Source organism: Streptomyces sp. NPDC045899, assembly GCF_056431485.1.
In genome coordinates this window covers 80,097-106,383 of record NZ_JBWKKP010000016.1, presented here as the reverse complement: position 1 = coordinate 106,383, position 26,287 = coordinate 80,097, and the positions used below count along the sequence as shown (strand labels likewise).

22 protein-coding genes and 1 pseudogene are annotated in these 26,287 nt (G+C 72.9%); 12 read left to right on the top strand and 11 right to left on the bottom strand.

The annotated features are described in order from the left end of the window. The first annotated feature begins 82 nt into the window (after nt 1-82). Nucleotides 83-457: a hypothetical protein gene (locus AC07FT_RS23720; RefSeq protein ID WP_479177984.1), complete on the top strand. Its 375-nt coding sequence runs from the start codon at nt 83-85 to the stop codon at nt 455-457. A 23-nt stretch (nt 458-480) separates the two neighbouring features. Here AC07FT_RS23720 and AC07FT_RS23715 read toward each other — a convergent pair whose 3' ends face one another. The 3 genes from AC07FT_RS23715 to AC07FT_RS23705 all read right to left on the bottom strand — a co-directional run bounded on the left by AC07FT_RS23715 (nt 481) and on the right by AC07FT_RS23705 (nt 5,924). Then, a complete protein-coding gene (locus AC07FT_RS23715) occupies nt 481-1,674 on the bottom strand; it encodes a PP2C family protein-serine/threonine phosphatase (protein ID WP_479177983.1) in 1,194 nt (397 codons plus the stop codon). Between the two features lie 124 nt (nt 1,675-1,798). Beyond that, nucleotides 1,799-2,947 carry a Glu/Leu/Phe/Val family dehydrogenase gene (locus AC07FT_RS23710; RefSeq protein ID WP_479177982.1) on the bottom strand — a complete coding sequence of 383 codons (1,149 nt, stop codon included), beginning with the start codon at nt 2,945-2,947 and terminating at the stop codon, nt 1,799-1,801. After that, the gene (locus AC07FT_RS23705; RefSeq protein ID WP_479177981.1) at nt 2,940-5,924 is read right to left on the bottom strand and encodes an FAD-binding and (Fe-S)-binding domain-containing protein; all 2,985 of its coding nucleotides are present in this window, start codon (nt 5,922-5,924) and stop codon (nt 2,940-2,942) included. The genes AC07FT_RS23710 and AC07FT_RS23705 overlap by 8 nt, the downstream gene beginning before the upstream one ends. 200 nt (nt 5,925-6,124) lie before the next feature. Between AC07FT_RS23705 and AC07FT_RS23700 the strand changes: the two genes are divergently transcribed. Continuing rightward, nucleotides 6,125-7,102 (top strand): LysR family transcriptional regulator, encoded by a 978-nt coding sequence (locus AC07FT_RS23700; RefSeq protein ID WP_479177980.1) that lies wholly within the window; start codon nt 6,125-6,127, stop codon nt 7,100-7,102. Here AC07FT_RS23700 and AC07FT_RS23695 read toward each other — a convergent pair. Continuing rightward, nucleotides 7,099-8,535, bottom strand: coding sequence for an amino acid permease (locus tag AC07FT_RS23695; protein WP_479178036.1), 1,437 nt, complete (start codon nt 8,533-8,535; stop codon nt 7,099-7,101). The two genes, AC07FT_RS23700 and AC07FT_RS23695, sit on opposite strands and share 4 nt — an antisense overlap. Nucleotides 8,536-8,846: 311 nt before the next feature. Further along, the gene (locus AC07FT_RS23690) at nt 8,847-9,761 is read right to left on the bottom strand and encodes a LysR family transcriptional regulator (protein ID WP_479177979.1); all 915 of its coding nucleotides are present in this window, start codon (nt 9,759-9,761) and stop codon (nt 8,847-8,849) included. A 177-nt stretch (nt 9,762-9,938) separates the two neighbouring features. Here AC07FT_RS23690 and AC07FT_RS23685 point away from each other — a divergent pair, with 177 nt between their 5' ends. From AC07FT_RS23685 to AC07FT_RS23670, 4 genes are all read left to right on the top strand, one after another. Then, nucleotides 9,939-11,108 (top strand): NAD(P)/FAD-dependent oxidoreductase, encoded by a 1,170-nt coding sequence (locus tag AC07FT_RS23685; RefSeq protein ID WP_479177978.1) that lies wholly within the window; start codon nt 9,939-9,941, stop codon nt 11,106-11,108. A 51-nt stretch (nt 11,109-11,159) separates the two neighbouring features. Beyond that, a complete protein-coding gene (gene hglS, locus AC07FT_RS23680; RefSeq protein ID WP_479177977.1) occupies nt 11,160-12,545 on the top strand; it encodes a 2-oxoadipate dioxygenase/decarboxylase in 1,386 nt (461 codons plus the stop codon). Nucleotides 12,546-12,624: 79 nt separating this feature from the next. After that, nucleotides 12,625-14,154, top strand: a complete 1,530-nt coding sequence (amaB, locus tag AC07FT_RS23675) for an L-piperidine-6-carboxylate dehydrogenase (RefSeq protein ID WP_479177976.1) — start codon at nt 12,625-12,627, stop codon at nt 14,152-14,154. Nucleotides 14,155-14,411: 257 nt separating this feature from the next. Continuing rightward, nucleotides 14,412-17,081 (top strand): SpoIIE family protein phosphatase, encoded by a 2,670-nt coding sequence (locus AC07FT_RS23670; protein WP_479177975.1) that lies wholly within the window; start codon nt 14,412-14,414, stop codon nt 17,079-17,081. A gap of 48 nt (nt 17,082-17,129) precedes the next feature. On the opposite strand, the gene AC07FT_RS23665 is transcribed toward AC07FT_RS23670, so the two are convergent. Together AC07FT_RS23665 and AC07FT_RS23660 are read right to left on the bottom strand one after the other, a co-directional pair. Further along, nucleotides 17,130-17,642 (bottom strand): GNAT family N-acetyltransferase, encoded by a 513-nt coding sequence (locus tag AC07FT_RS23665; protein WP_479178035.1) that lies wholly within the window; start codon nt 17,640-17,642, stop codon nt 17,130-17,132. A 156-nt stretch (nt 17,643-17,798) separates the two neighbouring features. Next, nucleotides 17,799-18,230, bottom strand: a pseudogene (locus AC07FT_RS23660) (isochorismatase family protein); the annotation flags it as partial. A 224-nt stretch (nt 18,231-18,454) separates the two neighbouring features. Here AC07FT_RS23660 and AC07FT_RS23655 point away from each other — a divergent pair. Next, nucleotides 18,455-19,396 carry an aminoglycoside phosphotransferase family protein gene (locus tag AC07FT_RS23655; RefSeq protein ID WP_479177974.1) on the top strand — a complete coding sequence of 314 codons (942 nt, stop codon included), beginning with the start codon at nt 18,455-18,457 and terminating at the stop codon, nt 19,394-19,396. A 40-nt stretch (nt 19,397-19,436) separates the two neighbouring features. Here AC07FT_RS23655 and AC07FT_RS23650 read toward each other — a convergent pair whose 3' ends face one another. Beyond that, the gene (locus tag AC07FT_RS23650; RefSeq protein WP_479177973.1) at nt 19,437-20,240 is read right to left on the bottom strand and encodes an SGNH/GDSL hydrolase family protein; all 804 of its coding nucleotides are present in this window, start codon (nt 20,238-20,240) and stop codon (nt 19,437-19,439) included. Continuing rightward, nucleotides 20,227-20,796 carry a PadR family transcriptional regulator gene (locus AC07FT_RS23645; protein WP_479177972.1) on the bottom strand — a complete coding sequence of 190 codons (570 nt, stop codon included), beginning with the start codon at nt 20,794-20,796 and terminating at the stop codon, nt 20,227-20,229. The genes AC07FT_RS23650 and AC07FT_RS23645 overlap by 14 nt, the downstream gene beginning before the upstream one ends. A gap of 141 nt (nt 20,797-20,937) precedes the next feature. On the opposite strand from AC07FT_RS23645, the gene AC07FT_RS23640 reads away from it, so the two are divergent. After that, nucleotides 20,938-21,390, top strand: a complete 453-nt coding sequence (locus AC07FT_RS23640) for a nuclear transport factor 2 family protein (RefSeq protein ID WP_479177971.1) — start codon at nt 20,938-20,940, stop codon at nt 21,388-21,390. Between the two features lie 74 nt (nt 21,391-21,464). Here AC07FT_RS23640 and AC07FT_RS23635 read toward each other — a convergent pair whose 3' ends face one another. Beyond that, complete coding sequence (locus tag AC07FT_RS23635; protein ID WP_479177970.1) at nt 21,465-22,712, bottom strand: ABC transporter permease; 1,248 nt, start codon at nt 22,710-22,712, stop codon at nt 21,465-21,467. 101 nt (nt 22,713-22,813) lie between these two features. Here AC07FT_RS23635 and AC07FT_RS23630 point away from each other — a divergent pair, with 101 nt between their 5' ends. From AC07FT_RS23630 to AC07FT_RS23615, 4 genes are all read left to right on the top strand, one after another. Continuing rightward, nucleotides 22,814-23,479, top strand: coding sequence for a TetR/AcrR family transcriptional regulator (locus tag AC07FT_RS23630; protein ID WP_479177969.1), 666 nt, complete (start codon nt 22,814-22,816; stop codon nt 23,477-23,479). A gap of 122 nt (nt 23,480-23,601) precedes the next feature. Next, nucleotides 23,602-24,183: a TetR/AcrR family transcriptional regulator gene (locus AC07FT_RS23625; RefSeq protein ID WP_479177968.1), complete on the top strand. Its 582-nt coding sequence runs from the start codon at nt 23,602-23,604 to the stop codon at nt 24,181-24,183. Between the two features lie 102 nt (nt 24,184-24,285). Next, a complete protein-coding gene (locus tag AC07FT_RS23620; RefSeq protein ID WP_479177967.1) occupies nt 24,286-24,957 on the top strand; it encodes an enoyl-CoA hydratase-related protein in 672 nt (223 codons plus the stop codon). A 121-nt stretch (nt 24,958-25,078) separates the two neighbouring features. Beyond that, nucleotides 25,079-25,720 (top strand): LysE family translocator, encoded by a 642-nt coding sequence (locus AC07FT_RS23615; protein ID WP_479178034.1) that lies wholly within the window; start codon nt 25,079-25,081, stop codon nt 25,718-25,720. A gap of 34 nt (nt 25,721-25,754) precedes the next feature. On the opposite strand, the gene AC07FT_RS23610 is transcribed toward AC07FT_RS23615, so the two are convergent. Continuing rightward, nucleotides 25,755-26,195: an Lrp/AsnC family transcriptional regulator gene (locus AC07FT_RS23610; RefSeq protein ID WP_201880467.1), complete on the bottom strand. Its 441-nt coding sequence runs from the start codon at nt 26,193-26,195 to the stop codon at nt 25,755-25,757. Nucleotides 26,196-26,287 lie beyond the last annotated feature (92 nt).

Below are 26,287 nucleotides of genomic sequence, written 5' to 3'. Positions count from 1 at the left end.
CCACGATCGGGGGCCGTACGGGGCGCACCAGGACCGTCCGGTCGGCATCGCACCCTCTCACCTCCGGGGAGGACGATGGGCCATGACCGACATCGAGGACGCGCTGCGTGATGTCATGCGTGTCGAGGGCGTGCTGGCGGCCTCGCTCGTCGACTATCTGAGCCGGATCACCCTCGGAGCCGCGCAGACCACCAAGGGGCCGGACCTGGAGAAGGTGGCCTACGGCGACACCGATGTGCTGCGCGCCAAGCTCTCCACCCTCGAACTGCTCGGCTACAGCCCCGACCGCCTCGAGGACATCGTGGTCACCCTGGACACCGAGTACCACGTGATCAGACCGCTCAGCCAGCGCGCCCGGCAGGGCGTGTTCATGTACCTGGTGGCCGACCGCGGCCGGGTCGACCTGGCCGCGGCCCGCGCGACGATGTCCGAGGTGGCGCTGCGGCTCGACGTCTGACGCGCGCGACCGGGGACGGGAGGCTACGGCGGGGACGGTGACGCGGACCGCGGGACGGGGTCCGGGGTGAGCGCCAGGATCGCCATGTCGTCCTGCCGCTGGCCGCCGGTCCAGGCGGTGACCTCCGCGACGAGCGTGTCCACCAGGTGCGACGCCCCGCGGAAACCCCGGCCGGACAGTCCGGCGCACGGGTCGTAGTACGCGCCCTCGCTGTTCCGGGCCTCGGTCACCCCGTCCGTCACCAGCAGCAGGTAGTCGCCCCGGCGGAAGGCGAAGGTGTCGGTGCCGGGCGGCAGCTCGCCCTCGGGCAGTCCCAGCCCCAGCGGCAGCCCGGCCTCCGCGGACTCCAGGGACCGCACCGTGCCGTCCCGGAGCAGATAGGGCGGCGGATGGCCCCGGTTGCACACCCGCAGCACCCCGTCCGCCACCTCGATCTCCACCAGCACCGCGGTGGCGAACCGCTCCAGCGCGTCCGGGCCGTCCCCGGTGTCCTCCGCGAACCGCGCCAGCCCCCGGTCCAGGTGGTCCGCCAGCGCGTCCAGCGACGGCATCCGGCCGGCCGCCTCCCGGAAGGCGCTGGTCGCCACCGCCATCGCGGACACCGCGGGCAACCCCTTGCCGCGGACGTCCCCGATCAGCGCGCGGACCCCGAACGGCGAGGAGCGCACCGCGAAGAAGTCGCCGCCGATCTGCGCCTCCGCGTACGCGCACTCGTACCGGGTGGCCACCGACAGCGCTCCCACCCGCGCGGGCAGGGGTGGCAGCACGGCGCGCTGCGCCACCTCGGCGACCGCCCGCACCGCCGCAAACCGCCGCCCCTGGCGGCGCACCACCCACTTCAGCCACAGCGCGATAACACTGATCACCGCCACGTCCAGCAGATCCACCACCAGCGCCAGTACCGGCCGGTCCACCAGCAGGTCCGTGGCCACCGACACCACACAGGCACATACCGCGGTGATCACGGCACCCCGGAACGGCAGCACCATGCACCCGACGAGCGGGGCGGCGGCCAGCAGCGGCAGCCCGGTGTAGGGCACCGGGCCGAGCATGTCCGCCAGCACACCCCCGGCCATCAGCAGCCCGGGGACCAGGGCGAGCAGTCCCGCCCTGCCCTGGTGCTCCGCCATCAGGCCCTCGGCGGTCACCGGCCGCTCCACGGCCTCCTGGAGCCGCCGGGACCACCGGTTCCAGACCGTCACCTCGAGTGCACCCACGCCTCCTGTGTCCGGTGCGGTGCGGGAGCCGCCTCCCGCCCCACGGTCACCGTCCCCCCTCCAGCGTGACCCAGGGCGGCGCGCAGCGCCCCGTGCCGGGCCCGGCCGCCGGCGCGCGGACCGGTCAGCCGCGGGGCAGCCGCCCCTTGCTGCGCATCGCGGCGCGGACCCGCTCCTCGGCCAGACCGCGGCCTGCGGTGTGCGGGGTGGTGGACCGGCGGCGCGCCTCCGCCAGGACGGTCACCGCGTTGGCGCGCAGCCGCGCCGACACCGTCTCGAAGATGGCGGCCGTGTCCGGGCGGAAGCCGGAGTAGCGGGCGTCCATGGCGAAGGCGGCCGCCACGACGCCCCCGGCGTTGGCCACGAAGTCGGGAATCACGGTGACACCCCGCTCCGCGAGGATGCCCTGCGCCTCCTCGGACGTGGGGAGGTTCGCCCCCTCCACCACCACCCGGGCCTTGATCTGCCGGGCGGTGTCCCGGCTGATGACGTCCTGGAGCGCGGCCGGGACCAGGACGTCGCAGTCGGCCGTCAGCTCGGCGCCGGGCGGCAGCGCGGTGCCCCCGCGGTGGCGGGTGACGAAATGGTCGCCGTGTTCCTCACGGGCGGCCAGCAGCTCCGCCACGTCCAGCCCGGTGGGATCGTGCAGACAGCCGTGGGCGGTGGACACCGCCACCACGGCGGCGCCCAGCTCGGCGAAGCGGCGGGCGGCGGCACTGCCCACCGCGCCGAACCCCTGGATCGCCACCCGTGCCCCGGCCAGCGGCAGCCCCAGGCCGCCCGCCGCCGCGTCGGCGGCCTCGGCCACTCCGTAGCCGGTGACACCGAGCTTGTCGTAGGCCACGCCGCCCAGGTGTTCCGGGGTGCCGACGGCGGCCCCCCGGTCGCCCAGCTCGTCCTGGATGATGGCCGCGTCGCACTCGGTCAGCCCCATGTCCAGACCCATCACATACTCGCGCGGCACCTCGTTGGACAGCGCCCGCGCGAAGGCACGCAGCACCGCCTCCTTGTCGGGGGAGGCGGGATCGGCCACGATGCCCGCCTTGGCGCCCCCGTAGAACAGGTCCACGCCCGCCCACTTCCAGGTCATCACCCGGGCCAGCCGCGCCACCTCCTGGACGGTCACCCCGGGCGCCATCCGCGTACCGCCCTTGCCGATGCCGCGCGCGGTGTTGTCGATGACCAGCACGCCCTTCATACCGGTGCGCCGGTGGGAGACCACCACGACCTTCTCCGGGCCCCAGTCGTCGATGAGCGAGAGTGCGTCAGTCACGGGTGTCTTCCTGTCCCTCGGAGGTGTGTCCCTGGTCGGAGCCGGGTCCCCGGGACGCGCGGGCGGTGTCCGCGGCCGGCGGGGGCGGCAGGGCCGCCGCGATGAGCTGGGCCAGATGCAGCCCGCGGCGGTCGGTGTGCTGGCCGATCTGGGTGCGGCAGCTGAAACCGTCGGCGAGGACGGCCGTATCGGGGGCGGCCTCGCGCACCGCGGGCAGCAGCACCTGTTCCCCCGCGGCCACGGACACCTCGTAGTGCCCGCGCTCGAAGCCGAAGTTGCCCGCCAGCCCACAGCATCCGGAGTCCAGCGCGGTGTTGTCCACGCCCATCCGGCGCAGCAGCGCGGCGTCCGCACCGAAACCCGAGGTGGCGTGCTGATGGCAGTGGGTCTGGCTGATGCTCCGGGCCGCGACCTCGGGGGGCCGCCAGTCCGGGGCGTGCTCGAGAAGGAGTTCGGCCAGGGAGACGGTGGCCTGTGCGACGGCGGCCGCGTCCGTGTCGCCGTCCAGCAGCTCCGGCAGGTCACCGCGCAGCGCCGCCGTACAGCTCGGCTCCAGACCCACCACCGGTATCCCGGCCCGGGCCGCGGGACCGAGCGCGGCGGCGGTGCGCCCGGCGATCCGGCGCGCCACACCGAGCTGCCCGGTGGTGATCCAGGTCAGTCCGCAGCACTGGGTGCCGTCGGGGACCCGCACCCGGTATCCGGCGCTCTCCAGAACGGCCACCCCGGCGCGCAGCACCTCCGGGGAGAAGTGGTTGTTGAACGAGTCCACCCACAGCACCACCGGACCGCGCCGGCCGTCGCCCTGAGGGGTCCGGTGGCGGAACCACTCCAGGAAGGTGCGGTCGGCGAAGCGCGGGATCTCCCGCTGTGGGGCGATTCCGCCGAGCCGTTTGAGCAGCGGGGCGAACCGGGAGGCGGTGAGGGCGTTGACCAGCCGTGGCATCCGCGCCGCCACCCGGGACAGCAGCGGCAGCCAGCCCATGGAGTAGTGGGACGCCGGGCGCAGCCGCCCCCGGTAGTGGTGGTACAGGAACTCGGACTTGTAGGTGGCCATGTCCACCCCGACCGGGCAGTCGCTGCTGCATCCCTTGCAGGACAGACACAGGTCCAGGGCGTCACGGACCTCGGTGGACCGCCAGCCGTCGGTGATCACCTCACCCTGTGTCATCTCGTACAGCAGCCGCGCCCGGCCGCGGGTGGAGTCCTTCTCGTCCCGTGTCACCCGGTAGCTCGGGCACATCACATCGCCGCGCTGGGCGGTCGAACGGCACGCGCCGACACCCACGCAGCGGCGGGTGGCCTTGGCGAAGTCACCGCCGTCGGCGCGGAACGGGAAGACGGTGGCCAGGGGGAGCGGGGTGCGGTGGTGGGCGACGCGCAGATTGCCGTCCAGCGGCAACGGCCGGGTGATGATGCCCGGGTTGAGCCCGTGGTCCGGATCCCAGATGTTCTTGAACTCCTCGAAGAGCCCGATGACCCCGGGCCCGTACATCAGGGGGAGCAGCTCCGAACGGGCCTGGCCGTCCCCGTGCTCACCGGAGAGCGAACCCCCGTGCGCGGCCGTCAGCGCGGCGGCGGCGGTGACGAAGGCGCGGAAGGCCGCGGTGCCCTTCCCGGTGCCGAAGTCGAAGTCGATGCGCACATGCAGACAGCCCTCGCCGAAGTGTCCGTACACCGCTCCACGCAGTCCGTGCCGGTCCAGCAGACCGGTGAACCCGCGCAGGTAGGAGCCCAGCCGCTCGGGGGGTACGGCGGCGTCCTCCCAGCCGGGCCACGCCTCGGACCCGTCCGGCAGCCGGGTCGCGAGCCCCGCGCCGTCCTCGCGGATCCGCCACAGCCGCCGGGCGCGCCCGGGGTCGGTGACGACCTCACCGCCGGTGAACCCGGCCGTCTCCCGGGCCGCCGCGCTCAGGGCCGCCGCCCGGGCATCCAACTCCTCGGCCGTGCCGCCGAGTTCGGCGAACAGCCAGGCCCGGGAGCCGGGTGGCAGGGAGTCGACGGCCGCCCGGGTCGCGGGCCGGGTGACGATGTCGGTGAGCGCGTGGTCCAGCCCCTCCAGGGCCAGTGGCCGGTGTTCCAGCAGGGCGGGCACCGCGTCGGCCGCGGCGTAGACGTCCCGGTACCCGAGGACCACCAGCGCCCGCGCCGGGGGAGGGGCGATGAGCTGCACGGTCGCGGAGAGCACCACGGCCAGGGTGCCCTCACTGCCCACCAGGGCCCGCGCGAGGTTGAACCGGTTCTCGGGCAGCAGGTGTTCCAGCGCGTAGCCCGACACCTGCCGCGGAAACCGGCCCAGTTCGGTGCGGAGCACCTCCAGATGGCGCCGGGCCAGGGTGTCCAGCGCGCCGATCAGCCGTCCGCGGTCGTCGTCCGCGGCGACCGCCTCGTCGATCTCGGCGCGGGTCATCGGACCGAGCCGGACCGCCGTGCCCCGGTACGTCAGCACCTCCAGCTCGACCACGTTGTCGGCGGTGCGGCCCCAGGCCACCGAATGCGATCCGCACGCGTTGTTGCCGATCATCCCGCCCAGGGTGCAGCGGCTGTGGGTGGAGGGGTCGGCACCGAACAGCAGCCCGTGTCCGGCGGCCGCCGCCTGGAGCTCGTCCAGCACGATCCCCGGCTGCACGGTCGCGGTGCGGGCCACCGGGTCCAGGGAGAGCAGCTTGTTGAAGTGGCGGGAGACATCCAGCACCACACCCGATCCGACGGCCTGGCCCGAGGTGCTGGTGCCCGCGCCGCGCACGGTGACCGGCACCCCCAGCCGGCGGCAGACCGCCACCGCGCGCAGCACCTGCTCCCGGTCGCGCGGGAACACCACCGCCAGCGGGACCCGCCGGTAGTTGGAGGCGTCGGCCGCGTACTGCGCACGGCGCCCGGCGTCCCCGGCCACCTCACCGCAGTCCGCCCGGTCCAGGGCCTCGGCCACCGCCGCCGCCTCGGGAGTCCGGCGGGTGTCCTGCGCTGACGTCGTCACGTGTGTCCGCTCCTCCGGGGAAGACGCACCGGCCGTGTGCTCCGCGGCCGGGTCCCGACCACGATCCGCGCCCGCTCCGGGCCACCACAAGGGCCAGCAGCGCGAAGGAAATGAGGTGCGAGACATAGGAACGCTTATGCTGGGCGGAGTGCGCTTATGCTCGGTCCCCCTGTCATTCAGGAGCGCCCTGGGGAGCCGGAATGCTCAAGCCTCTGCATCTGATCACCCTGAAGGCCGTCGTCCGCAGCGGATCGTTCGCCATCGCCGCCCGCGACCTCGGCTACACCGCGTCCGCCATCTCCCAGCAGATCTCCGCGCTGGAGAAGGAGACCGGCCTGGTGCTGTTCGAACGCGAGCCGCACGGCATCCGCGCCACCACCGCCGCCCACCGGCTGGTCGACCTCAGCGCCCGGGTCCTGGCCGCCCTGGACGACCTGGACCACCAGGTGCGGGAGCTGGCCACCGGCACCGTGGGACGGCTGCGGCTGGGCACCTTCCCCACCGCCGGGGTCCGGCTGGTGCCCGCCGCCCTGTCCGCGGCGGTCGCCGCCCTGCCCCGGGCGGAGATCCAGCTCGCCGAGGGCGAACCGGACGAGCTGATCGCCCTGCTCGTCCAGGGCGATCTGGACATCGCCGTGGTCTACGAGTACGGGCTCAGCCCCCGGCACTGGCCCGACGGACTCACCCGCCACCCGCTGCTGCGCGAGGACCTGGTCCTGCTGCGCGCCCGCGGCAGCGGACTCGGCGCGGAGCTGCCCCAACTGGCCCGCGCCCGCTGGATCACCAGCCGGGAGGACACCGGCGGGGCGGTGTCACTGACCCGGCTGTGCGCGGCGGCCGGGTTCGACGCCGATGTGGTCTTCCGCAGCAACAACTACGACGTGGTCCGGGAGTTGGTGTCCAGCGGCCTCGGAGTGGCCGTGGTCCCGGCCCTCGGCCACAAGGACAGCGCGCCCATCGAGGCCACCCGGCTCACCCGACGCTCCGCCCACCGCACCGTGCTGGCCCTGCACCGTGACGAGAACAGCAACCCGCTGCTCGGCACGGTGCTGGAGGCGCTGCGGCGGGCGGTGCCCCGCGAGGAGCCGTATCTGCGGCCCGTCGGAGCGGTGGAGGACGGCGGAGGGGACGGCCCGGCGACATCGCCACCGGCCCGTCCCCGTCCCCGTCCGCGCTAGCGGGCCGAGGCCGGGGCGGTGTCCCCGCCGCCGTCACCGCGCGCTCCGGTGTCATCGATGTCATCGGTGTCGGACATGTGCTCCAGCGCGTCCAGGTCCACCGAACCGCCCGGCATCACCTGACGGGTACGGCGGTATCCGTACGCGGCGTACAGCACCAGCCCCACCACCAGCCAGCAACCCAGCCGCACCCAGGTCTGCCACTGGAGGAAGGACATCAGCCAGACCGAGAACACGATGCCCAGCACCGGAACCACCGGCATCCCCGGGCACCGGAACGTGCGGGTCAGCTGCGGCTTGCGGTAGCGCAGGACCAGCACCGAGGCGGACACCACGACGAACGCCAGCAGCACCCCGATATTGGTCAGTTCGGCCACCGCGTTGATGGGCAGCAGTCCGGCCAGCACCGCGGAGACGATGCCGATCAGCCAGGTGGCCCGGTGCGGCACCTTGCGCTTGGGATGGATGGCGCCGAACCACGCGGGCATCAGCCCGTCCCGGCTGAGCGCGTACCACAGCCGGGCGGCGCCCATCATGAACGAGAACGTCACCGTGACGATGCCGATGACCGCGCCGACCGCGATCACATTGGCCAGTCCGCTCAGGCCCACGCTCTGGAAGGCGCTGGAGATACCGCTGCTGGGGTTGAGCTCGCTGTAGTGCTGCATCCCGGTGAGCACGACGCACACCAGGACGTAGAGCACCATCGAGACGGCCAGCGACAGCATCATCGCCTTCGGCAGCTTGCTGCGGGCCTCCACCGACTCCTCCGCGGCCGTGCTCAGCGCGTCATAGCCGAACACCGCGAAGAACACGGTCGCCGCCCCGGTGAACGCACCGCCGAGACCGAACGGGGCGAACGGATGCAGGTTCCCGGAGTCCACCTTGGTGAACCCGACCACGATCACCACCAGCACGATGGCGATCTTCACGATGGTCAGCACCGTCTCCACCCGGGCCGAGGTACGGGTGCCGCGGGTCAGCAGCCAGGCCACGCCCAGACAGATCGCCACCGCCAGCAGGTCGATCCGGTGCCCCGAGCCGGTGCCTGGCGCACCCAGCGCCCACGTCGGCAGATGGATGCCGACCGCGTCCAGCAGGAACCCCAGATAGCCCGACATCCCGATGGCCACCACCGCCACGATGGCGGTGTACTCCAGCAGCAGGTCCCAGCCCACGATCCAGCCCACGACCTCCCCCAGGACCGCGGCGCAGTAGGTGTAGGAGGAGCCCGCCTTGGGGACCATCCCCGCGAACTCGGCGTAGGCGAACGCCGCGCACAGCGACGCCGCCCCCGCTACCAGGAACGAGATCAGCACCGCCGGACCGGCCACATCACGGGCCACGGCCGCGGCCAGGCTGAAGATCCCGGCCCCGATGATGGCGCCGATGCCGATCATCGTCAGCTGGGTGAGGCCCAGGGTGCGCACCATGCGTTCGCCCGCGGGCTGTTCGGAGGGGAGTGTGCGCCGGAAGATTCCCCGCGGTCCGCTGCCCAGCAGCGCCGACCGCGGCGGCTTCGGTGTGTTGGCGGGGGACATCGATCGCTCCCTGTCAGGCAACGACGGGCACGACGGCCCGGCGTCGTGGTGTGGGTCACCACTGGCCGGAACCCTCGCCCACGACCCGCCGCCCGCAAAAGACGTGGCAGCGCGACACCTTGCGGCCCTGAGACCAAGGGGTCCTGGTGCACCACCCGCGCACGGCGGCCGGGCCGGTGGCGGACCGTTGCCGCCCCGGCCCCTCAGCCGCGGCCGCCGCCCCGGTCGGCTGCCACCGCCCGCAACACCTCGACCAGCGCGGACACCGTGGGACGGCGCTCGGCCGAGGACCGGAACACCACCACGATGTGACGCTCCACCCGCTCCCTCAGCTCCACCACGTCGAACCGCGAGGCACGCAGCCTGAGCATCAGATCCGTCACGGTGCTCACCCCGATGCCCGCCTCCACCAGGGCCAGGGTCGCCGCGGTGTCCGTCACCACATGGCGCACATCGGGCTCGATACCCGCCCGGCGGCAGGCGGTGCGCACCGCGCGCCCGTAGTAGCTCTCCGCCGACGGCAGGATCCAGCCCAGGTCCTGGGTGTCCGCCAGACCCACCACCGCGCGGCCGGGCATCGTCCCGGTGGGCACCGCGAGCGAGAACCGCTCCCGGTACAGCTGCATCACCCGCAGTGCCGGGTCACGGGGGATCGGCACATCCGGATAGTCCAGGCCCAGCGCCAGGTCCACACCACCGGTGGCGACCGCGTCGTACACCTCGTCCACGTCCATGTCGCGGCTGTGCACCGTCAGCTCCGGATGGCTGAGCCGCGCCCGGCGCAGCGCCAGCGGCAGGATCTCGGCCGCCGCGGTGGCGAACAGGCCCACCGACAGCACCCCGGACACCTCGTTGCGGGACCGCTCCAGCGCTTCGACCGCCTCCGCCTCGGTGGCCAGGATCCGCTCGGCGTGGCGAGCCAGGGTCACTCCCGCGTCGGTGAGCTCCACCCGCCGTCCGACCCGGTGCAGCAGCTCCATCCCGGTGGCCCGCTCCAGCGCGGCGATCTGCTGGGACACCCCGCCGGGGGTGTATCCCAGCGCCTCCGCGACCGCGGTGATGGTGCCGCGCCGGGTCAGTTCCACCAGTGACCGCAACTGGGCACTCGTCCAGTCCATATACGGATCCTAAAAGAAAAGCCGCACTCATCGTTCATGGACGTCAACGGTCGGGGTGGGTCACGATGACGGGCAGCCAGCTGATCAGCACCTCGAGCAATCGCACCGCTGCCCCTGCCGCCCCCCGCGCGGACTCCGTCCCCGGGCCCCGGCACCGGCCATTGGAGGGATCGGCCCTTGTCCATCTCACCCACCCGCGGCACCGTCCCGGCCACCGCAGATGTCGTGATCATCGGCGGCGGCGTCATGGGCGCCTCCGTCGCCTTCCACCTCGCCGAAGCGGGCGTGCGGCGCATCGTCGTCGTCGAACGCGCCGAGCTGGCGAGCGGCAGCTCGGGCAAACCGATCGGCGGCGTCCGCGCCCAGTTCTCCGACCCCCTCAACATCGAACTGGGCAGCCGCAGTCTGCGCGCCTACCAGGACTTCCCCCGCCGCCCCGGCGCGGACATCCGGCTCGATACCGTCGGCTACCTCTTCCTGCTCACCGACGAGCGGCAGGTGGCCGACTTCGAGCGATGCGTGGCCGTCCAGAACGCGCTGGGCGTCCCCAGCCGTGTGATCGGCCCCGCCGAGGCCCGGCAACTGTGCCCGTACGTGACCACCGACCGCGTGCTGGCCGCCGTCCACTCACCGCAGGACGGCCATGCCCGCCCCGGTCTGGTCGTCCACGGCTACGCCACCGCCGCCGCCCGCGCGGGCGTCACCTTCGCCACCGGGACCACCGTCACCGGGATGGACACCACCGGTGACCGGGTCACCGCCGTGCACACCGACCGCGGCACCATCTCCTGCGCCACCGTGGTCTGTGCCGCGGGCGCCTGGTCCGCCGGGATCGGCGACATGGTCGGGGTCAGCCTCCCGGTCCGCCCGGTCCGCCGCCAACTCGCCTTCACCGCCCCGTGCGCCGCCCCCCGTATCCCGTTCACCATCGACTTCGCCTCCTCGGCGTACTTCCACAACAGCGATGACGGTCTGCTGCTCGGCCTGGCCGACCCCGGCCAGCCCGACGGCTTCGACACCACCTGGACCCCCGAGTGGCTGGAGCTGTTCCGGGACCGCGCCCGGCTGCTCGCCCCGGAGCTGGCCGATATGGAGATCGCCGGGGGATGGGCCGGGCTCTACGAGGTGACCCCCGACCACAACGCGCTCATCGGCCGCTCCACCGAGGTCGGCAACTTCCTCTACGCCACCGGCTTCTCCGGCCACGGCTTCCTCCAGGCCCCCGCCGTCGGCGAGATCGTGCGCGATCTGCACCTGGAACGGGAACCCTGCGTGGATGTCACCCCGTTCGGAGCCGACCGGTTCACCAGCGGCGCCGAGACCCGCCCCGAGGCCCATGTGGTGTGAACCCCGCACCACCGGTACGCATCCGCACCCGACCGAAAGGCAGCCCCGCACATGATCAGCCAGTGGCAGCTGCGAGCCGCGTTCGCGAGGCGGCTCTCGGACATGTACGGCCAGGAAGTCCCCGCCTACACCACCCTCGTGGACGTCTCCCACGAGGTGAACGAGGACGTGCTGCGCGCCGAGGGCGCGGGCGCCGAACGCCTCGGCTCCATCAGCCGCGTCACCGCCGAACGCCACGGCGCCATCCGGGTCGGCACCCCGGCGGAACTGGAACAGGTCGCCCGGATCTTCGGTGCGCTCGGGATGCACCCCGTCGGCTTCTACGATCTGCGCGAAGCCGCCGCCAGCGCCGTCCCCGTCGTCTCCACCGCCTTCCGCCCCGTCGACGGCGAGGAACTGGCGCGCAACCCCTTCCGCGTCTTCACCTCCATGCTCACCCCCGCCGACCCCCGGTTCTTCGACGCCGCACTGCGGGCCCGGCTGGAGACCTTCCTCGCCTCCCGCACGCTCTTCCCGCCGGAGCTGCTCACCCTCGCCGACCGCGCGGCGGCCGACCGCGGCCTCCCCGATGAGGACGCCGAACGCTTCCTCCGGCTCGCGGTCCGGTCCTTCGAGCTGTCCCGCGAACCCATCGACCGGGGCTGGTACGAGACGCTGGAGAAGGTCTCCGCCGTCGCCGCCGACATCGGCGGTGTCCGCAGCACCCACATCAACCACCTCACCCCCCGGGTGCTGGACATCGACGAGCTGTACCGGCGGATGACCGACCGCGGGATCGAGATGATCGACACCATCCAGGGACCCCCGCGCTGGAGCGGCCCCGACGTCCTGCTGCGCCAGACCTCCTTCCGCGCCCTGGCCGAACCCCGCGCCCTGCGCGCCCCCGACGGCAGCGTCACCAGCGGCGCCCTGCGGGTCCGGTTCGGCGAGGTCGAAGCGCGCGGCATCGCCCTCACCCGGGAGGGCCGCGCCCGCTACGACGCCCTGCTGGCCCGGACGGACGAACAGGCCGCCCGGCACCCCGCCGCCGACCGCGGCGAGCTGGCCCGCGCCCTGTGGGCCGAGGACTTCCCCGGCAGCGAGGCCGAACTGGCCCGGCGCGGTCTGGGCTACTTCACCTACCACGCCGCCGCGGACCGCCCGTCCGGCCCCGCGCCCACCACCCTCGGAGAACTCCTGGACCAGGGCTGGGTGCGCGCCGAACCCATCGTCTACGAGGACTTCCTGCCCCGCTCCGCGGCCGGGATCTTCCAGTCCAACCTCAGCGGTGAGGGCTCCAAGAACACCGAGCACGAGGGCGCCGCCTATGACAGTGCCTGGCTCTCCGGCGCCATCGGACGCGAGGTCCTGGACCCCTACGCCCTCTACGAGCGGCAGCAGAACCAGTCCCTCGACCGGGTCGCCCGGGAGCTGGACCTGCTCACCGCGCCCCGCTGACCACGGTCCGGCCCGTCCCGCGCGCCCCGTACCCCGGGCGATCGACCACCCGACCACCCCGACACCACCAGGGAGCACCATGACCACCCCCGCCCTTCCCACCACCGAGGCCCTGCGCGACCGCGCCCTGACGAGCCTGCGCCGGGTCGGCGTCACCCCCGCCGAGGGCAGTGACTTCCACGCCCGCACCCCCATCACCGGTGAGGACCTCTTCGGGCTCGCCGCCGCCACCGAGGCCGGGACCGAGGAGGCGCTCGAGGCCGCCCGCGCCGCCTTCCTCACCTGGCGCGTCACCCCCGCCCCGCGCCGCGGTGAACTCGTCCGCCGCCTCGGTGAGCTGCTGCGCGACCACAAGAGCGACCTGGCCGACCTCATCACCATCGAGGCGGGCAAGATCCGCTCCGAGGCGCTGGGCGAGGTCCAGGAGATGATCGACATCTGTGACTTCGCGGTCGGGCTGTCCCGCCAGCTCTACGGCCGCACCATCGCCTCCGAACGCCCCGGACACCGGCTCGCCGAGACCTGGCACCCGCTCGGCGTGGTTGGGGTGATCTCCGCGTTCAACTTCCCCGCCGCCGTCTGGTCGTGGAACACCGCCGTCGCCCTGGCCTGCGGTGACACCGTCGTGTGGAAGCCCTCCGAGCTCACCCCGCTGATCTCACTGGCCTGTGACCGGCTGCTGGCGCGGGCCGCCGAGGACACCGGGGCCCCGCGCGATGTGCACCGGCTGCTGCTCGGCGACCGCGCGATCGGCGAGCGGCTGGTCGACGACCCGCGGGTGGCCCTCGTCAGCGCCACCGGCTCGACCCGCATGGGCCGCGAGGTCGGCCCCCGGGTGGCCGCCCGGTTCGGCCGCACCCTGCTGGAGCTGGGCGGCAACAACGCGGCCGTCGTCGCGCCGTCGGCCGACCTCGACCTCGCCGTCCAGGGCATCGTCTTCGCCGCCGCGGGCACCGCCGGACAGCGCTGCACCACCCTGCGGCGGCTGATCGTCCACCGCGACATCGCCGACACCCTGGTCGACCGGCTGACCGCCGCCTACCGCAAGCTGCCCATCGGCGACCCGTTCGACGAGGGCACCCTCGTCGGCCCGCTGATCTCCACCCGGTCGCTCGACACCATGCGCGACGCCCTGGACCGCGCACAGGCCGAAGGCGGCACCCTGCTGGCCGGCGGCGAGCGGCGGCTGGCCGACCGCGCCCCGCACGCCGGTTACGTCGAACCGGCGATCGTCCGCGTCGACGCACAGACCCCCGTCGTCCGGGAGGAGACCTTCGCACCCGTCCTCTACGTCCTGACCTACGACACCCTCGAAGAGGCCGTGGCGCTCCACAACGACGTCCCCCAGGGCCTGTCGTCCAGCATCTTCACCCGTGACCAGCAGGAGGCCGAGTACTTCCTGTCCGCGGAGGGCTCCGACTGCGGGATCGCCAACGTCAACATCGGCACCTCCGGAGCCGAGATCGGCGGGGCCTTCGGCGGGGAGAAGGAGACCGGTGGCGGACGGGAGTCCGGCTCCGACGCCTGGCGCGCCTATATGCGTCCGGCGACCAACACCATCAACTACTCCAGCCGGCTGGCCCTCGCCCAGAACGTCAGCTTCCTCTGATCGCCGCGCGTCACCGCGGGAGCACCCCGCGCCACCGGGCCGCCGCACGCGGCCCGGTGGCCGCACACCCACCGCATGGGGGCGAACGCGCCCTGTGAAAGGATCGTCTCGCTGAGCGGAGCCCCGCGATCCGACTCCCCGAACCCCTCACCTCCCGCTGGCGGAAGTGTTAGGAATAGGGGGTGATCGGATTTTTCGGTCGATCGAGGCGGTCCGGGCACGTCCCCTCCCGGCGGCGCCTCCGCTCACTGCTGGGCATGCGCAGCATCGCCGGGCAGGTCTTCGCCGTACAGGTGGTCCTCGTCGTCGTGCTCATCGTCGTCGCGACGGTGGCCCTGGTCCTCCAGGCGCGCAACGACAGCGAACAGGAAGCCATCAACCGCTCCACCGCCGTCGCCCAGACCTTCGCCACCTCACCCGGCACCGCGACGGCCATGACCTCCAGCAACCCCAGCGCGGTGCTCCAGCCCCGGGCCGAGATGGCCCGCGAACGGGCCGGCCTGGACTTCGTGGTGGCGGCGAACACGCACGGCATCCGCTATACCCACCCCCTGCCGCAGTACATCGGCAAGGAGGTCGTCGCCGACTGGCAGCCCGCCGTCCGGGGCAAGGTGGTCACCGAGACTGTGGACGGCCCCCTCGGCCGTGAGGTGCAGGCCACCGTGCCCATCCGCGCGGCCGACGGGAAGGTCGTGGGCGTGGTCTGCGCGGGGATGACCGCCAAGGACGTCAGCGGCCGGGTCAAGCACCAGCTGCCCCTGGTGTTCGGCACCGCCGCCGGTGCCCTCGCCCTCGCCACCGGGGGCACCGCGCTGGTCGGCGGGCGGCTGCGGCGCCAGACCCGCGGACTGGGCCCGGCCCAGATGATGCGGATGTACGAGCACCATGACGCGGTGCTCCACTCCGTGCGCGAAGGGGTGCTGATCGTCGACGACCAGGGCCGTCTGGTGCTGGCCAACGACGAGGCCCGGCGGCTGCTGGACCTCCCCCCGGACGCCGAGGGCCGCCATGTCTCCGGGCTGGGCCTGGATCCGCGCACCGAGGAGCTGCTCAGCTCCGGGCGGCTGGCCACCGACGAGGTGCATCTGGCCGGGGACCGGCTGCTGGCGGTCAACCAGCGGCCCACGGGCTGGGAGGGCGGCCAGTCCGGCACCGTCACCACCGTGCGCGACACCACCGAGCTGCGCGATCTGTCCGGCAAGGCCGAGGTGGCCGAGAAGCGGCTGCGGCTGCTCTACGACTCCGGTGCGAAGATCGGCAGCACCCTGGACATCGTCCGGACCGCCGAGGAGCTCACCGAGTTCGCGGTCCCGTGGTTCGCCGACTACGCCACCGTCGATCTGGTGGAACCCGTGATGCGCGGCAACGAACCCGCGGGCAGTGTCATGCGCCGCACCGCCACCAGCGGCGTCCGGCCCGATCACCCGCTGTGGCGCATCGGCAAGCTGATCACCTACGTCAGCGGTGCGCCCCAGGCGTTCGGCTTCGGCGCCGGACGACCGGTGCTCGAGGCGGATCTGCGCGCCTTCGGCGGCTGGCAGGTGCAGGATCCCGAGCAGGCCGCGCGGATCGTCGACTACGGCATCCACTCGATGATCACCGTTCCGCTGCGGGCCCGGGACGTCACGCTGGGGCTGGCCACCTTCTGGCGCTCCGAGAAGGCCGAGCCCTTCGACGAGGAGGACGTGGCGCTCACCGAGGAGCTCGTCGCCCGCGCCGCCGTGGCCATCGACAACGCCCGCCGCTACACGCGCGAGCACGCCATGGCCGTCACCCTCCAGCGCAGCATGCTGCCCCAGGGACTGCCCGAGCAGGACGCCCTGGAGGTGGCCCACCGCTATCTGCCCGCCCAGGCCGGGGTCGGCGGTGACTGGTTCGACGTCATCCCGCTGCCCGGCGCCCGGGTCGCCCTCGTCGTCGGCGACGTGGTCGGCCACGGTCTGCACGCCGCCGCCACCATGGGGCGGCTGCGCACCGCCGTGCACAACTTCTCCGCGCTCGACCTGCCGCCCGACGAACTGCTCGGCCACCTCGACGAACTGGTGACCCGTTTCGACCAGGACCAGGCCGCCGAGGACAACGACGCCCCGGCCATCACCGGCGCCACCTGTCTGTACGCCATCTACGACCCGGTCACCGGACACTGCACGATGGCGAGGGCGGGCCACCCCGGTCCGGCCGTGGCCCACCCCGACGGCACGGTGACCTTCCCCGAGGTCCCGCTCGCCCCGCCGCTCGGCCTGGGCGGTGAGCCCGTCGAGACCGCCGAGCTGCGGCTGTCCGAGGCCACCCGGCTGGTGCTCTACACCGACGGCCTCATCGAGGACCGCGGCCGCGATGTCGACGCCGGGCTCGACATGCTCAAGGCCACCCTGGCCGGGCACCCCGAGCGGAGCCCCGAGCGGACCTGCCAGGCGGTCTTCGAGATCATGGCCTCCCCGCACCCCAGCGATGACATCGCCCTGCTGATCGCCCGCACCCGGCTGCTGGACCCGCACGCGGTGGCCGAGTGGGACATCCCCTCCGAACCCGCCGCCGTCGCCCGGATCCGTACCGAGGCCGACCGCCGGCTGGCCGGCTGGGGGCTGGAGGAGGTCGGCTTCACCACCGAGCTCATCCTCAGCGAACTGGTCACCAACGCCATCCGCTACGGCTCCGACCCCATCCGGGTCCGACTGCTGCGCGGCCGCAGCCTGATCGTGGAGGTGTCCGACAGCAGCAGCACCTCACCGCATCTGCGCCGCGCGGCCACCACCGACGAGGGCGGACGCGGGCTGTTCCTGGTGGCCCAGTTCGCCCAGCGCTGGGGCACCCGCTACACCCCCAACGGGAAGATCATCTGGGCTGAGCTGCCCCTGACCGGCGTGGCCGCCCCGCCGCTGGACGAGGAGGACCTGCTCGACCAGTGGGACGACGTCCCGGGCTGACCGGGGTCCGGCCGGATCCACGGCCGACCCGTCCGGCCCCGCCCGTGGTCAGATGTGGTCCGGCGCCACCAGCTCGGTGGCGAGCAGATCCATCAGCAGTCCGTCGCGCAGGGTGCCGTCCGGGCGCCGCTCGTACTGCCGCATGACGCCCACCGGCCGGAAGCCGAGCCGCCGGTAGAGCCGGATCGCCCGCTCGTTGTCCACCGCCGGATCGATGGTCAGCCGGTGGTGTCCGGCCACCTCGATCAGATGGCGGGCGAGCGTGTGGAGGGCGTCGCCACCGATGCCCCGCCCGTGCCAGTCCGCGTGGACCGCGATGTCCAGCCCCGCGCTGCGGTACTCGGGGGTGTTCTCCTCGCAGGACTGGATCAGCCCCACCACCGTGCCTCCGGACTCGATGGCGTAGCCGTGGACGCCCTCCGGCGGATGACACGTCTCCGCCGCCCCCTCGTGCGCGTCCCCCCACCAGCGGGCCACGGCCGGATGGCCGAGGATCTCACCGAACCGCTCCGCGTCCCCGGGCACCGCGCGGCGCAGCCGGACGGCGCGCCCCTGGATCACCGTGTCCACGGCCGTTCCCGGGGAGGTGCCGAAGGTGACGTCGGCGGCCCGCGCCACGAGCTCGATCTCGTCGCCCAGCGCCCATTCGGCCGCCCGTGACGCCAGCGCGGCCGGGACCGGCGCACTGACGCCCGCCACCCCGGGAACGTCGTACGTCGCGTGGGCGTCGTGCGGCAGGACCACCCGGTGGTCCCGCTCCAGCGCGGTGCGCGCCGTGGCGCTCACACACATCTCGGACATCACCCCGCACACCGCGAGCGCCCGCACCCCCGCCCCGGTCAGCAACTCCGCCAGGGGCGTTCCGTGGAAACCGTCGTCCTCCGCCTTGCGGACCACGACCTCCCGCGGCCCTTCCACCACCGGCAGGAACAGCTCCCAGCCCGGTGTCCCCGGCTCGTCCGGCTCGCCCCGCGGCCCGTCGTTCTGCAGATGGACCACCAGCGCCCCGGCGGCCCGCGCCCGGTCCAGCAGGTCCGAGACGTGTTCGAGCAGCCCCGCGGCGTCCGGTACGGCCCCGGGACCGGAGACGAAGGCGGTCTGCATATCGATGACGAGCAGGGCGTGTACGGGGGATGGCTGGTCACTCATGGCGCTGATTATGGTGCGCCCCGGGTGGGTTTCTCCTGCCCTTTTCGCCCGACCGCGCAGGGGAGTTGCGCACGGGCGGGGGTGCGTAGGGTGGGGGACATGCTGTGACGCCTGCCCGCGCCGCGGGCACCCCCGCCGACTCCTTCGTCCGTCGCACGCCGATTCCGGCGACCGGCTGCGCCAGCGCGCTCCCGGGTTCCGACACCACGAAGGAGAGCTTTCGCATGACCACGTCGACCCGCTTCGACGTCCCCGACGCGTTCATCGCGTCCTACGGTGCCCACGGCCCCGAGGAACGGGCCTGGCTGGCCCGACTGCCCCGGCTGGGCGATGAGTTCCTGGACCGCTGGGGCTTGCGGCCGGACGGCCCGCCCGCGCACGGTATGGCCTCGCTGGTCCTGCCCGTCCGCCAGGACGACGGCACCCCGGCCGTCCTCAAGCTCCAGCGCCTCCGGGAGGAGACCGCCGGTGTTCCCGCGGGACTGCGCGCGTGGCGCGGCCGGGGCGTGGTGCGGCTGCTCGGCCACGACGAGGAGAGCGGCACCCAGCTGCTGGAACGGCTGGACGCCGACCGCCCGTTGTCCTCGGTCTCCGATGACCATGAGGCGCTGTGCGTCCTGGCCGGACTGCTGGCCCGGCTGGCCGCCGTCCCCGCCCCGGAGGGGATGCGCGGGCTGTCCGGCATCGCCACCGCGATGCTCGACGAGGTGCCACGGGCGGTCCCGGCGCTGAGCGACCCCGCCGAACGGCGGCTGGTGCGCACCTGCGCGTCCGCCGTCGCCGAGCTGACCGGTGAGCCGGGGGACCGGCTGCTGCACTGGGATCTGCACTACGACAACGTGCTGGCCGGGGAACGGGAGCCCTGGCTGGTCATCGACCCCGAACCGATCGCCGGGGACCCCGGGTTCGAGCTGCTGCCCGCGCTGCGCAACCGGTGGGAGGAGGTGGTGGCCACCGGCGACGTACCGCGTGCGGTGCTCCGCCGCTTCGACGTGCTGACCGAGGCCGTCGGAGTGGACCGGCGGCGGGCGGTCGGCTGGACGCTCGGCCGGGTGCTCCAGAACGCCCTGTGGGACATCGAGGACGGCGAGACCGCTCTCGATCCCGCCCAAGTGACCATCGCCACCACTCTGTTGAGGTGCCGGGCGGAACACCGTCGGGTATGAGACCGCCGCGCCGGTGAACCGGTCCGAGCCGGTGGCGGACTCACGGTGCCGAGAGGCCCCGGGGGGACGCCACCGGCAGCAGCTCCGGCCGTTTGGCGACGCGGTCGTCGCCGGAGGAGCGCCCCCGCAGCCGTCTGCCGAGCCAGGGGCCGAGGAACGACCCGGCCCAGCGCAGTTCGGTGCCCAGGGCCCGCCATCCGACCGGAAGCGGGGTGTCCGGCGGGGGCAGCGGGAGCGCCCAGGCGGCGTCGCTCCCCGGCAGCCGGAGGGCGTCGGCCACGGCGGCGGCGATCCGGTCGTGGCCGAGTGGCGCGGCGTGCAGCCGGTCCGCGCTCCACAGCCGCGGATCGGTGACCACCTGGTGGTGCGCGGTCTCCGCGAGCGCCACGCCATGACGCGCGGCGGCGGCGCGGATCCGCCGGTTGAGGGCCTCGACGCGGGGACTGAGCGGGCGCGCGAGCGGGGTGATCCGTGCGATGTCGGGGAAGGTGAGCGTGGCCACGCGGGCGCCCGCGGCGGTGAGTCCGGCGAACATCGCCTCCAGATGGCCCGCCGTCTCGTCCGCGTCGAAGCGCGGCCGCAGCAGGTCGTTCATCCCGGCGACGACGGTGGCCAGATCGGGGCGCAGGGCGAGCGCGGGGCGGAGCTGCTGGGTGTGCACCTCGGCGGCGACCCGGCCCCGTACCGCCAGGTTGGCGTAGGCCAGCCCGGGGTGGTGGACCGCGATCCGCTCCGCCAGCCGGTCGGCCCACCCGCGCAGCCCGGTGGTGTCGTCGCCGTCGCCGAGCCCTTCGGTCTGGCTGTCGCCGAGGGCGACGTACCGCAGATACTCATCCCCGGGCACGGGCCGCCCTCCGTTCCTCCAGCACCGCCACACCGCGCAGACACCAGTCCCGGTTGCCCTCCTCGAAGGCCAGCCCGCGCAGACAGGTCAGATAGGGGCCGATCCGGTCGCCGTGGCGGAGGAACTCCTCTTCGTCCCGGTCGCCGCGCAGGGTCCGCAGCAGTGAGCCGAACAGCTCGATCTTGGCCTCGGCGAACGCGAGCCGCTCCCGCAGCTGCGCGATCACCGCGTCGGCGCTCATATGGTCGACGGCCTGGACCTTGACCATCAGGTCGTCCCGGATGAACGAGGGCTTGGCGGTGGCCGCCGCGAAGCGCTCGAGCTCGGCGTGGCCGGCGTCGGTGACCGTGAACAGCCGCTTGTTGGGGCGGCTGTCCTGCACCACCTCACGGCCGGCGACCAGACCGTCGGCCTCCAGCCTGGTCAGCTCGGCGTACAGCTGCTGCGGCAGGGCGTGCCAGAAGTTCGCCACTCCGGTGTCGAACGCCTTGGCCAGCTGATAGCCGCTCAGCTCCTCGTGCAGCAGCGCCGCCAGTACGGCATGACGCAATGCCATCGGTCCGTTCTCCTCCCGCGCCGTTCCCGTTCCGTTCCCGGACCCTGTTCCCCGGGCCGTCCCTCATGATACTCAAGAAAATGACTAATCATCTTCATGAGTAGCCGCGGACGCGGTCTCATGAGTGGGAGGAGCTTCGCCATGACGACCGCAGACCGCTTCCGCGCCGCCGTCGAGAACGGTGACCCGGCGGCCCTGGAGGACCTCTTCACCGAGGACATCCGGTTCTACAGCCCGGTGAAGTTCACCCCGTTCGAGGGCAAACCCATGGTGCTGGGGCTCTTCGGTGTCCTGCTGCGCACCTTCGAGGACTTCCGCTACGTCGGACACTTCGACGGCACGGCACAGACCAGCTCCGACGGGGCCGTGCTGCCGTCGGCCGTCCTGCTGTTCCGGGCCACGGTGAACGGCAAGGAGATCCACGGCATCGACCTGCTCCAGTTCGACGAGGAGGGCAGGATCCGGGAGTTCACCGTGATGGTCCGCCCGCAGTCGGCGGTGCAGACGCTGGGCGCGGCGGTGTTCGCGGGGCTGGTGGACGATGGCCTGGTCCCCGCCCCGCAGGAGGCGGAACGGTCCGAGGCACCCGCCTGACCCACGGGTCGCATGACGAGGCCCGGGTCCGTACCGGGGGAGCGGTACGGACCCGGGCCGGGGTGATCCTCCGGTCAGGCGCGGGCGCCCGCCGGATCCAGCTCGGGGGACATCCGCCGGTGGATCAGCGTGGCGGCGACAAGGGTGGCCAGCACCCCGCCGAGCGCGTAGGTCACGAGCACCGCCAGGTTCGCGGCGATGCCGTGGCCGGAGAAGTACACCAGGTGGCGAACGGCGTGGGTGGCCGCGCCGTTGGGCAGCGCGGGACCGATCGTGCGCCAGAACGGGGGCAGCAGATCGGTGCCGTACGCCCCGCCCGCACTGGGGTTGCCCAGCACCACGAACAGCAGCACGGTCACGCCGATCCCCAGGACGCCGAAGAGGACCTGGAAGGCGACGGTGACGGCCGCCGCGCCGAAGACCACCAGCGCGCCCAGCGCCGACAGGGCGAGGAAGTGGTCATTGAGGGCACCCAGCCCCGGGCCCACGATCAGCGCGCCGCCCAGACCGGAGAGCACCGCGTACGGTACGGCCGCCAGCAGACGCGCACCGGCGCGCCGGACCGAGGAGGGGCGGGCGCCCTTGGAGACACCGAGCAGCGCGGCGAGGAGATAGCCGCCCACGGTCCAGCCCACCACGAGATAGAAGCTGCTCAGTCCCCGGGCGTCCCCCGACTGGGGCGGGACCGCGTCGGTCACCGAGACCGTGCGCTTCTGGCTCTTCTCGGCCTGCGTGATCACCGATTCCACCGCGTTCGCGGTGGACGCGCCCCCGGCGCCGGCCACCAGCAGGCGGTCGTTGTGCGACCGGGGGTTCACGATCAGCGCGCCACTGGTCTCCCCGTCGCCCAGCAGTGCGCGGGCCGCCTTCTCGTCGGCGACGGCGGTCGCCTTCACCGGCTGGTCCGGGATCGCGTTGATCTTCCGCACCACCTGCTCCGCCGTCTGCTGCGGCGCCACGACCGCGATCGGGACCCGGTGCGGCTGGGGGTGGTGGAAGGCGCCCACGTAGGACAGGACGAAGCCCAGCTGCAACAGCAGCGCGCCCGCGATCATCGCCACCATCCGCGGGGTGACCGCGGCGCGCAGCTCGGACCAGAAGCCGTCCGGGGCGGCGTCACCGGTCGGCTTCGGCTCCGTCCGTGGCTCCTCGGCCCGCGGTTCCGGGACCGTGGCGCTCTCCGTCCGCTCCCCGGCCTCGTCCTGGCCCGCGCCCTCGTCCTGGCCGGCGCCCTCGTCCCGGCCCGCGTGCCCTTCCTGATCCGTGCGCTCTTCCTGGTCCTCGCGCTCGCGATCCTCGCGGTCCGTGTCCGCCTGGCTCACTCGACTGCACTTCCTCACTGCGACTGCGTTCGTTCGACGGTCCCCGTTTCGATACATGAGTGTATCGGATGCGTTCATGTATCGAACGCTAGGATGGGCGCATGGCTGACGTCAGTAACAGCGCACTCGACCGGCGGGCGCTGCGCACCGGCCGCCGGGCGGACGGCACCCCCGCACGTGTCACCCGCAGACGTGCCGAGACCCGGGAGCGCCTGCTCGCCGCCGCGCTCTCGGTGTTCGCGGAGCGCGGCTTCGGCCGTGCGGGCATCGAGGAGATCTGTGAGACGGCCGGGTACACCCGGGGCGCCTTCTACTCCAACTTCGACAGCCTCGACGAGCTGTTCTTCGCCCTCTATGAGCAGCAGGCCGCGCACACCATGACCCAGGTGCACGCCGCGCTGGCCGGTGCCACCCCCGACGAGGGGCTGCCGTCCCTGCTGGACCGGGTCATCAGCGCCCTGCTCATCGACCGGACCTGGGTCCTGGTGCGCACCGACTTCCTGCTGCACGCCGCCCGTGATCCGGAGACGGCGGCCGCGCTCATCCGGCACCGCGAGGCCATCCGCGAGACGCTCCAGCCCGTCGTCGTGGGGGCGGTGGATCTCACCGCCATGCCGCCCGCCCTGCGGGACCCCGAAGCCCTCACCGCCGCGGTCGTCACCGTCCATGACGCGGCGGCCACCAGGCTGCTGCTGGAGCCGGACCTCACCACCCTGCGGCCCTGGCTGAGGGACATGCTCACCGCTCTGCTCAGCCCTCACGGGTAGCGCCGGGAGCGGGAAAATCCGCCGCGCCTCTTCCATGGGCTATGCCATCCACTATAGTTACCGACCAGTAGGGTCGGTGTGTCGGACGGACCGGCGACCGCAGAGGGAGGTGCTGTCCTGGTATGGGTCCGCGCAGATCCGAGACCCGGGAGCGGATGATCGCCAGCGCTGTCGCCCTGCTGAGGGAGTACGGCGCCAGTGCCACCAGCATCGACCGGGTGCTGGCCCACAGCGGTGCGCCCCGGGGCTCGGTGTACCACCACTTCCCCCGGGGGCGGGCACAACTCATCGACGAGGCCGTGGCGTTCGCCGGGGACGTGATCTCCGGAATGATCGAGGCGGCCGCCCGGGCCGACGATCCGCTGGAGGCGATCGACGCCTTCTTCGCCCTGTGGCGTGACCGGCTGGTCGACAGCGAGTTCCGGGCCGGGTGTCCCATCGTGGCGGTCGCGGTGGAGACCAACCATGACGCCCCGCAGCTTGCCCGGTCCGCGGCCGAGGTCTTCGGCCGCTGGCAGGGGGCGCTCGCCGGGATGTTCCTCCGCAACGGACTGTCCGAGGAGCGGTCCCGGCGGCTGGCCGCCTTCATCATCGCCGCGGTCGAAGGCTCGGTGATCATGTGCCGGGCCGAGCAGAGCATCACCCCGCTCGAGGCCGCGGCCGAGGAGATCCACGATCTGCTGAGCCGCGCCCTGCGGCCGTGACCGCCGGGGCCCGTCTCCGGGACCCCGCACCGCCGTCCTCCCGGCACACCGCCGTACCCCGTATCACCCCCATCCAGATGATCTCTGCCCGAAGGAGCTGTCATGCCTACGCTGGAGCGCCACGACGAGGTGTTCGTCCTCGATCTCGGGGACACCGAGAACCGATTCCACCCCGACTGGATCACTTCGGTCGGCGCGCTGCTGGACGAGGTGGAGAAGGAGGAGGGACCGCGTGCCCTGGTGACCGCGGCCACCGGCAAGTTCTTCTCCAACGGCCTCGACCTGGAGTGGCTGCTCGCCCACTCCGATCAGGCGAGCGACTACCTCGTCAGCGCCCAGGACCTGATGGCCCGGGTGCTCACCCTGCCGGTGGTCACCGTGGCCGCCCTCCAGGGGCACACCTTCGCGGCCGGGGCCATGCTCTCGCTCGCCCATGACTTCCGGGTGATGCGGGCCGACCGCGGCTGGTGGTGTCTGCCGGAGGTCGACATCGCCATGCCCTTCACCGACGGGATGGCGGCCCTCATCCAGTCCCGGCTGACCCCTCAGGTGGCCCACGAGGCCATGACCACCGGACGGCGCTACGGCGGCGATGACGCGCTCGCCGCCGCCATCGTCGACCGCGCCGAGGGCGAGGAAGGGGTCCGGGCGGCCGCCATCGAGATCGCGCGCCCCCTCGCCGCCAAGGCCGGGCCCACTCTCGGCCAGATCAAGGCCCGGATGTACGGCCCGGCGGTCGAGGCGCTGCGGCAGCGGGAGATCGCCCTGGGCTGAGGCGGTGGACCGGGTGACGGGGGCCCGGTCGCCCACGGCCGCCACCGGTATGATCGCTCACCCGGAAGACGTGGCGCGCCGGGAGTCCGGCGCACACCACGGTGTGGAGGTGAGGGCCGCGATGTTCACCGACCGGTTGCTCGAGTTCGCCGCGATGTCACTGCTGGTGATCGTGATCCCGGGCCCGAGTGTGCTCTTCATGATCGGCAGGGCGCTGGCCCACGGCCGTCGCACCGTGATGGCGACCGTCCTGGGGAACACGCTCGGCTCCTATCTCCTCGTCGTGGCCGTCGCGTTCGGCCTGGGCTCGCTGGTCGAACGGTCCGCGGCGGTCTTCATGGCGGTGAAGCTGGCCGGCGCCGCCTATCTGGTCCACCTCGGCGTCCAGGCGTTCCGGCACCGCAAGGACATGAAGCTGGTCACCGCGGAGGAGTCGGGACAGCCCGCCCGCGGTGATCTGCGCACGATCGCCGACGGGTTCATGGTGGGTGTCACCAACCCCAAGGGCCTCGTCTTCTTCGCCGCCACCCTGCCGCAGTTCGTGGACCACTCGGCCGGTGGGCTGCCCACCCAGATGATGATCCTCGGACTGGTGCCGATCGGTATCGGCATGGTCACCGACACCCTCTGGGGGCTGACGGCCTCGGCCGCCCGCAACTGGTTCGGCCGCTCCGAGCGCCGCCTGTCGATGATCGGGGGAGCGGGCGGCTTCGCCATGGTCGGTCTGGGCGTGACGGTGGCGGCCACCGGCCGCCCGGACTGAGTCCGCCGCGGGACGCTCCGGGCCGCCCGCCCGCTCAGGCGGTGCGGGTCCAGGAGCCCAGCACCATCAGTGTCTTGGTGCCGGTGACCTGCCCGGCCCGGCGCAGTCCGTCGATGATCTGCTGAAGGTGCTCGATGTCCCGTACGCGCACATGCACCAGCGCGTCCGGGTCACCGGCGATGGTGAACACCGCCTGCACCTCCGGGACCTCATAGGCGGTGCGGACGATCTCCCCGACCGGGGTGGTGCCCGTGTAGGACAGTTCCACGAACGCCTCGATGCCCCAGCCCAGCTTGGTGTGGTCGATCTGCACGGTGAATCCGGTGATCACCCCGCTCTCCCGCAGCCGGTCCACCCGGCGCTTGACCGCCGCCACCGACAGCCCCACCTCGGGCGCCATCTCGGAGAACGTACGACGCCCGTCCTCGCGGAGCATGCGCAGCAGTTGGCGGTCCACCTGGTCTATCTCGGTCATCGGCACACCCTCCGCAGCCCCTGTTGGATGCAATTAATTTTACCGAGACCGTCACAATCGCGGAATCCTTTGCGTCCTCGAACCAATCTCTC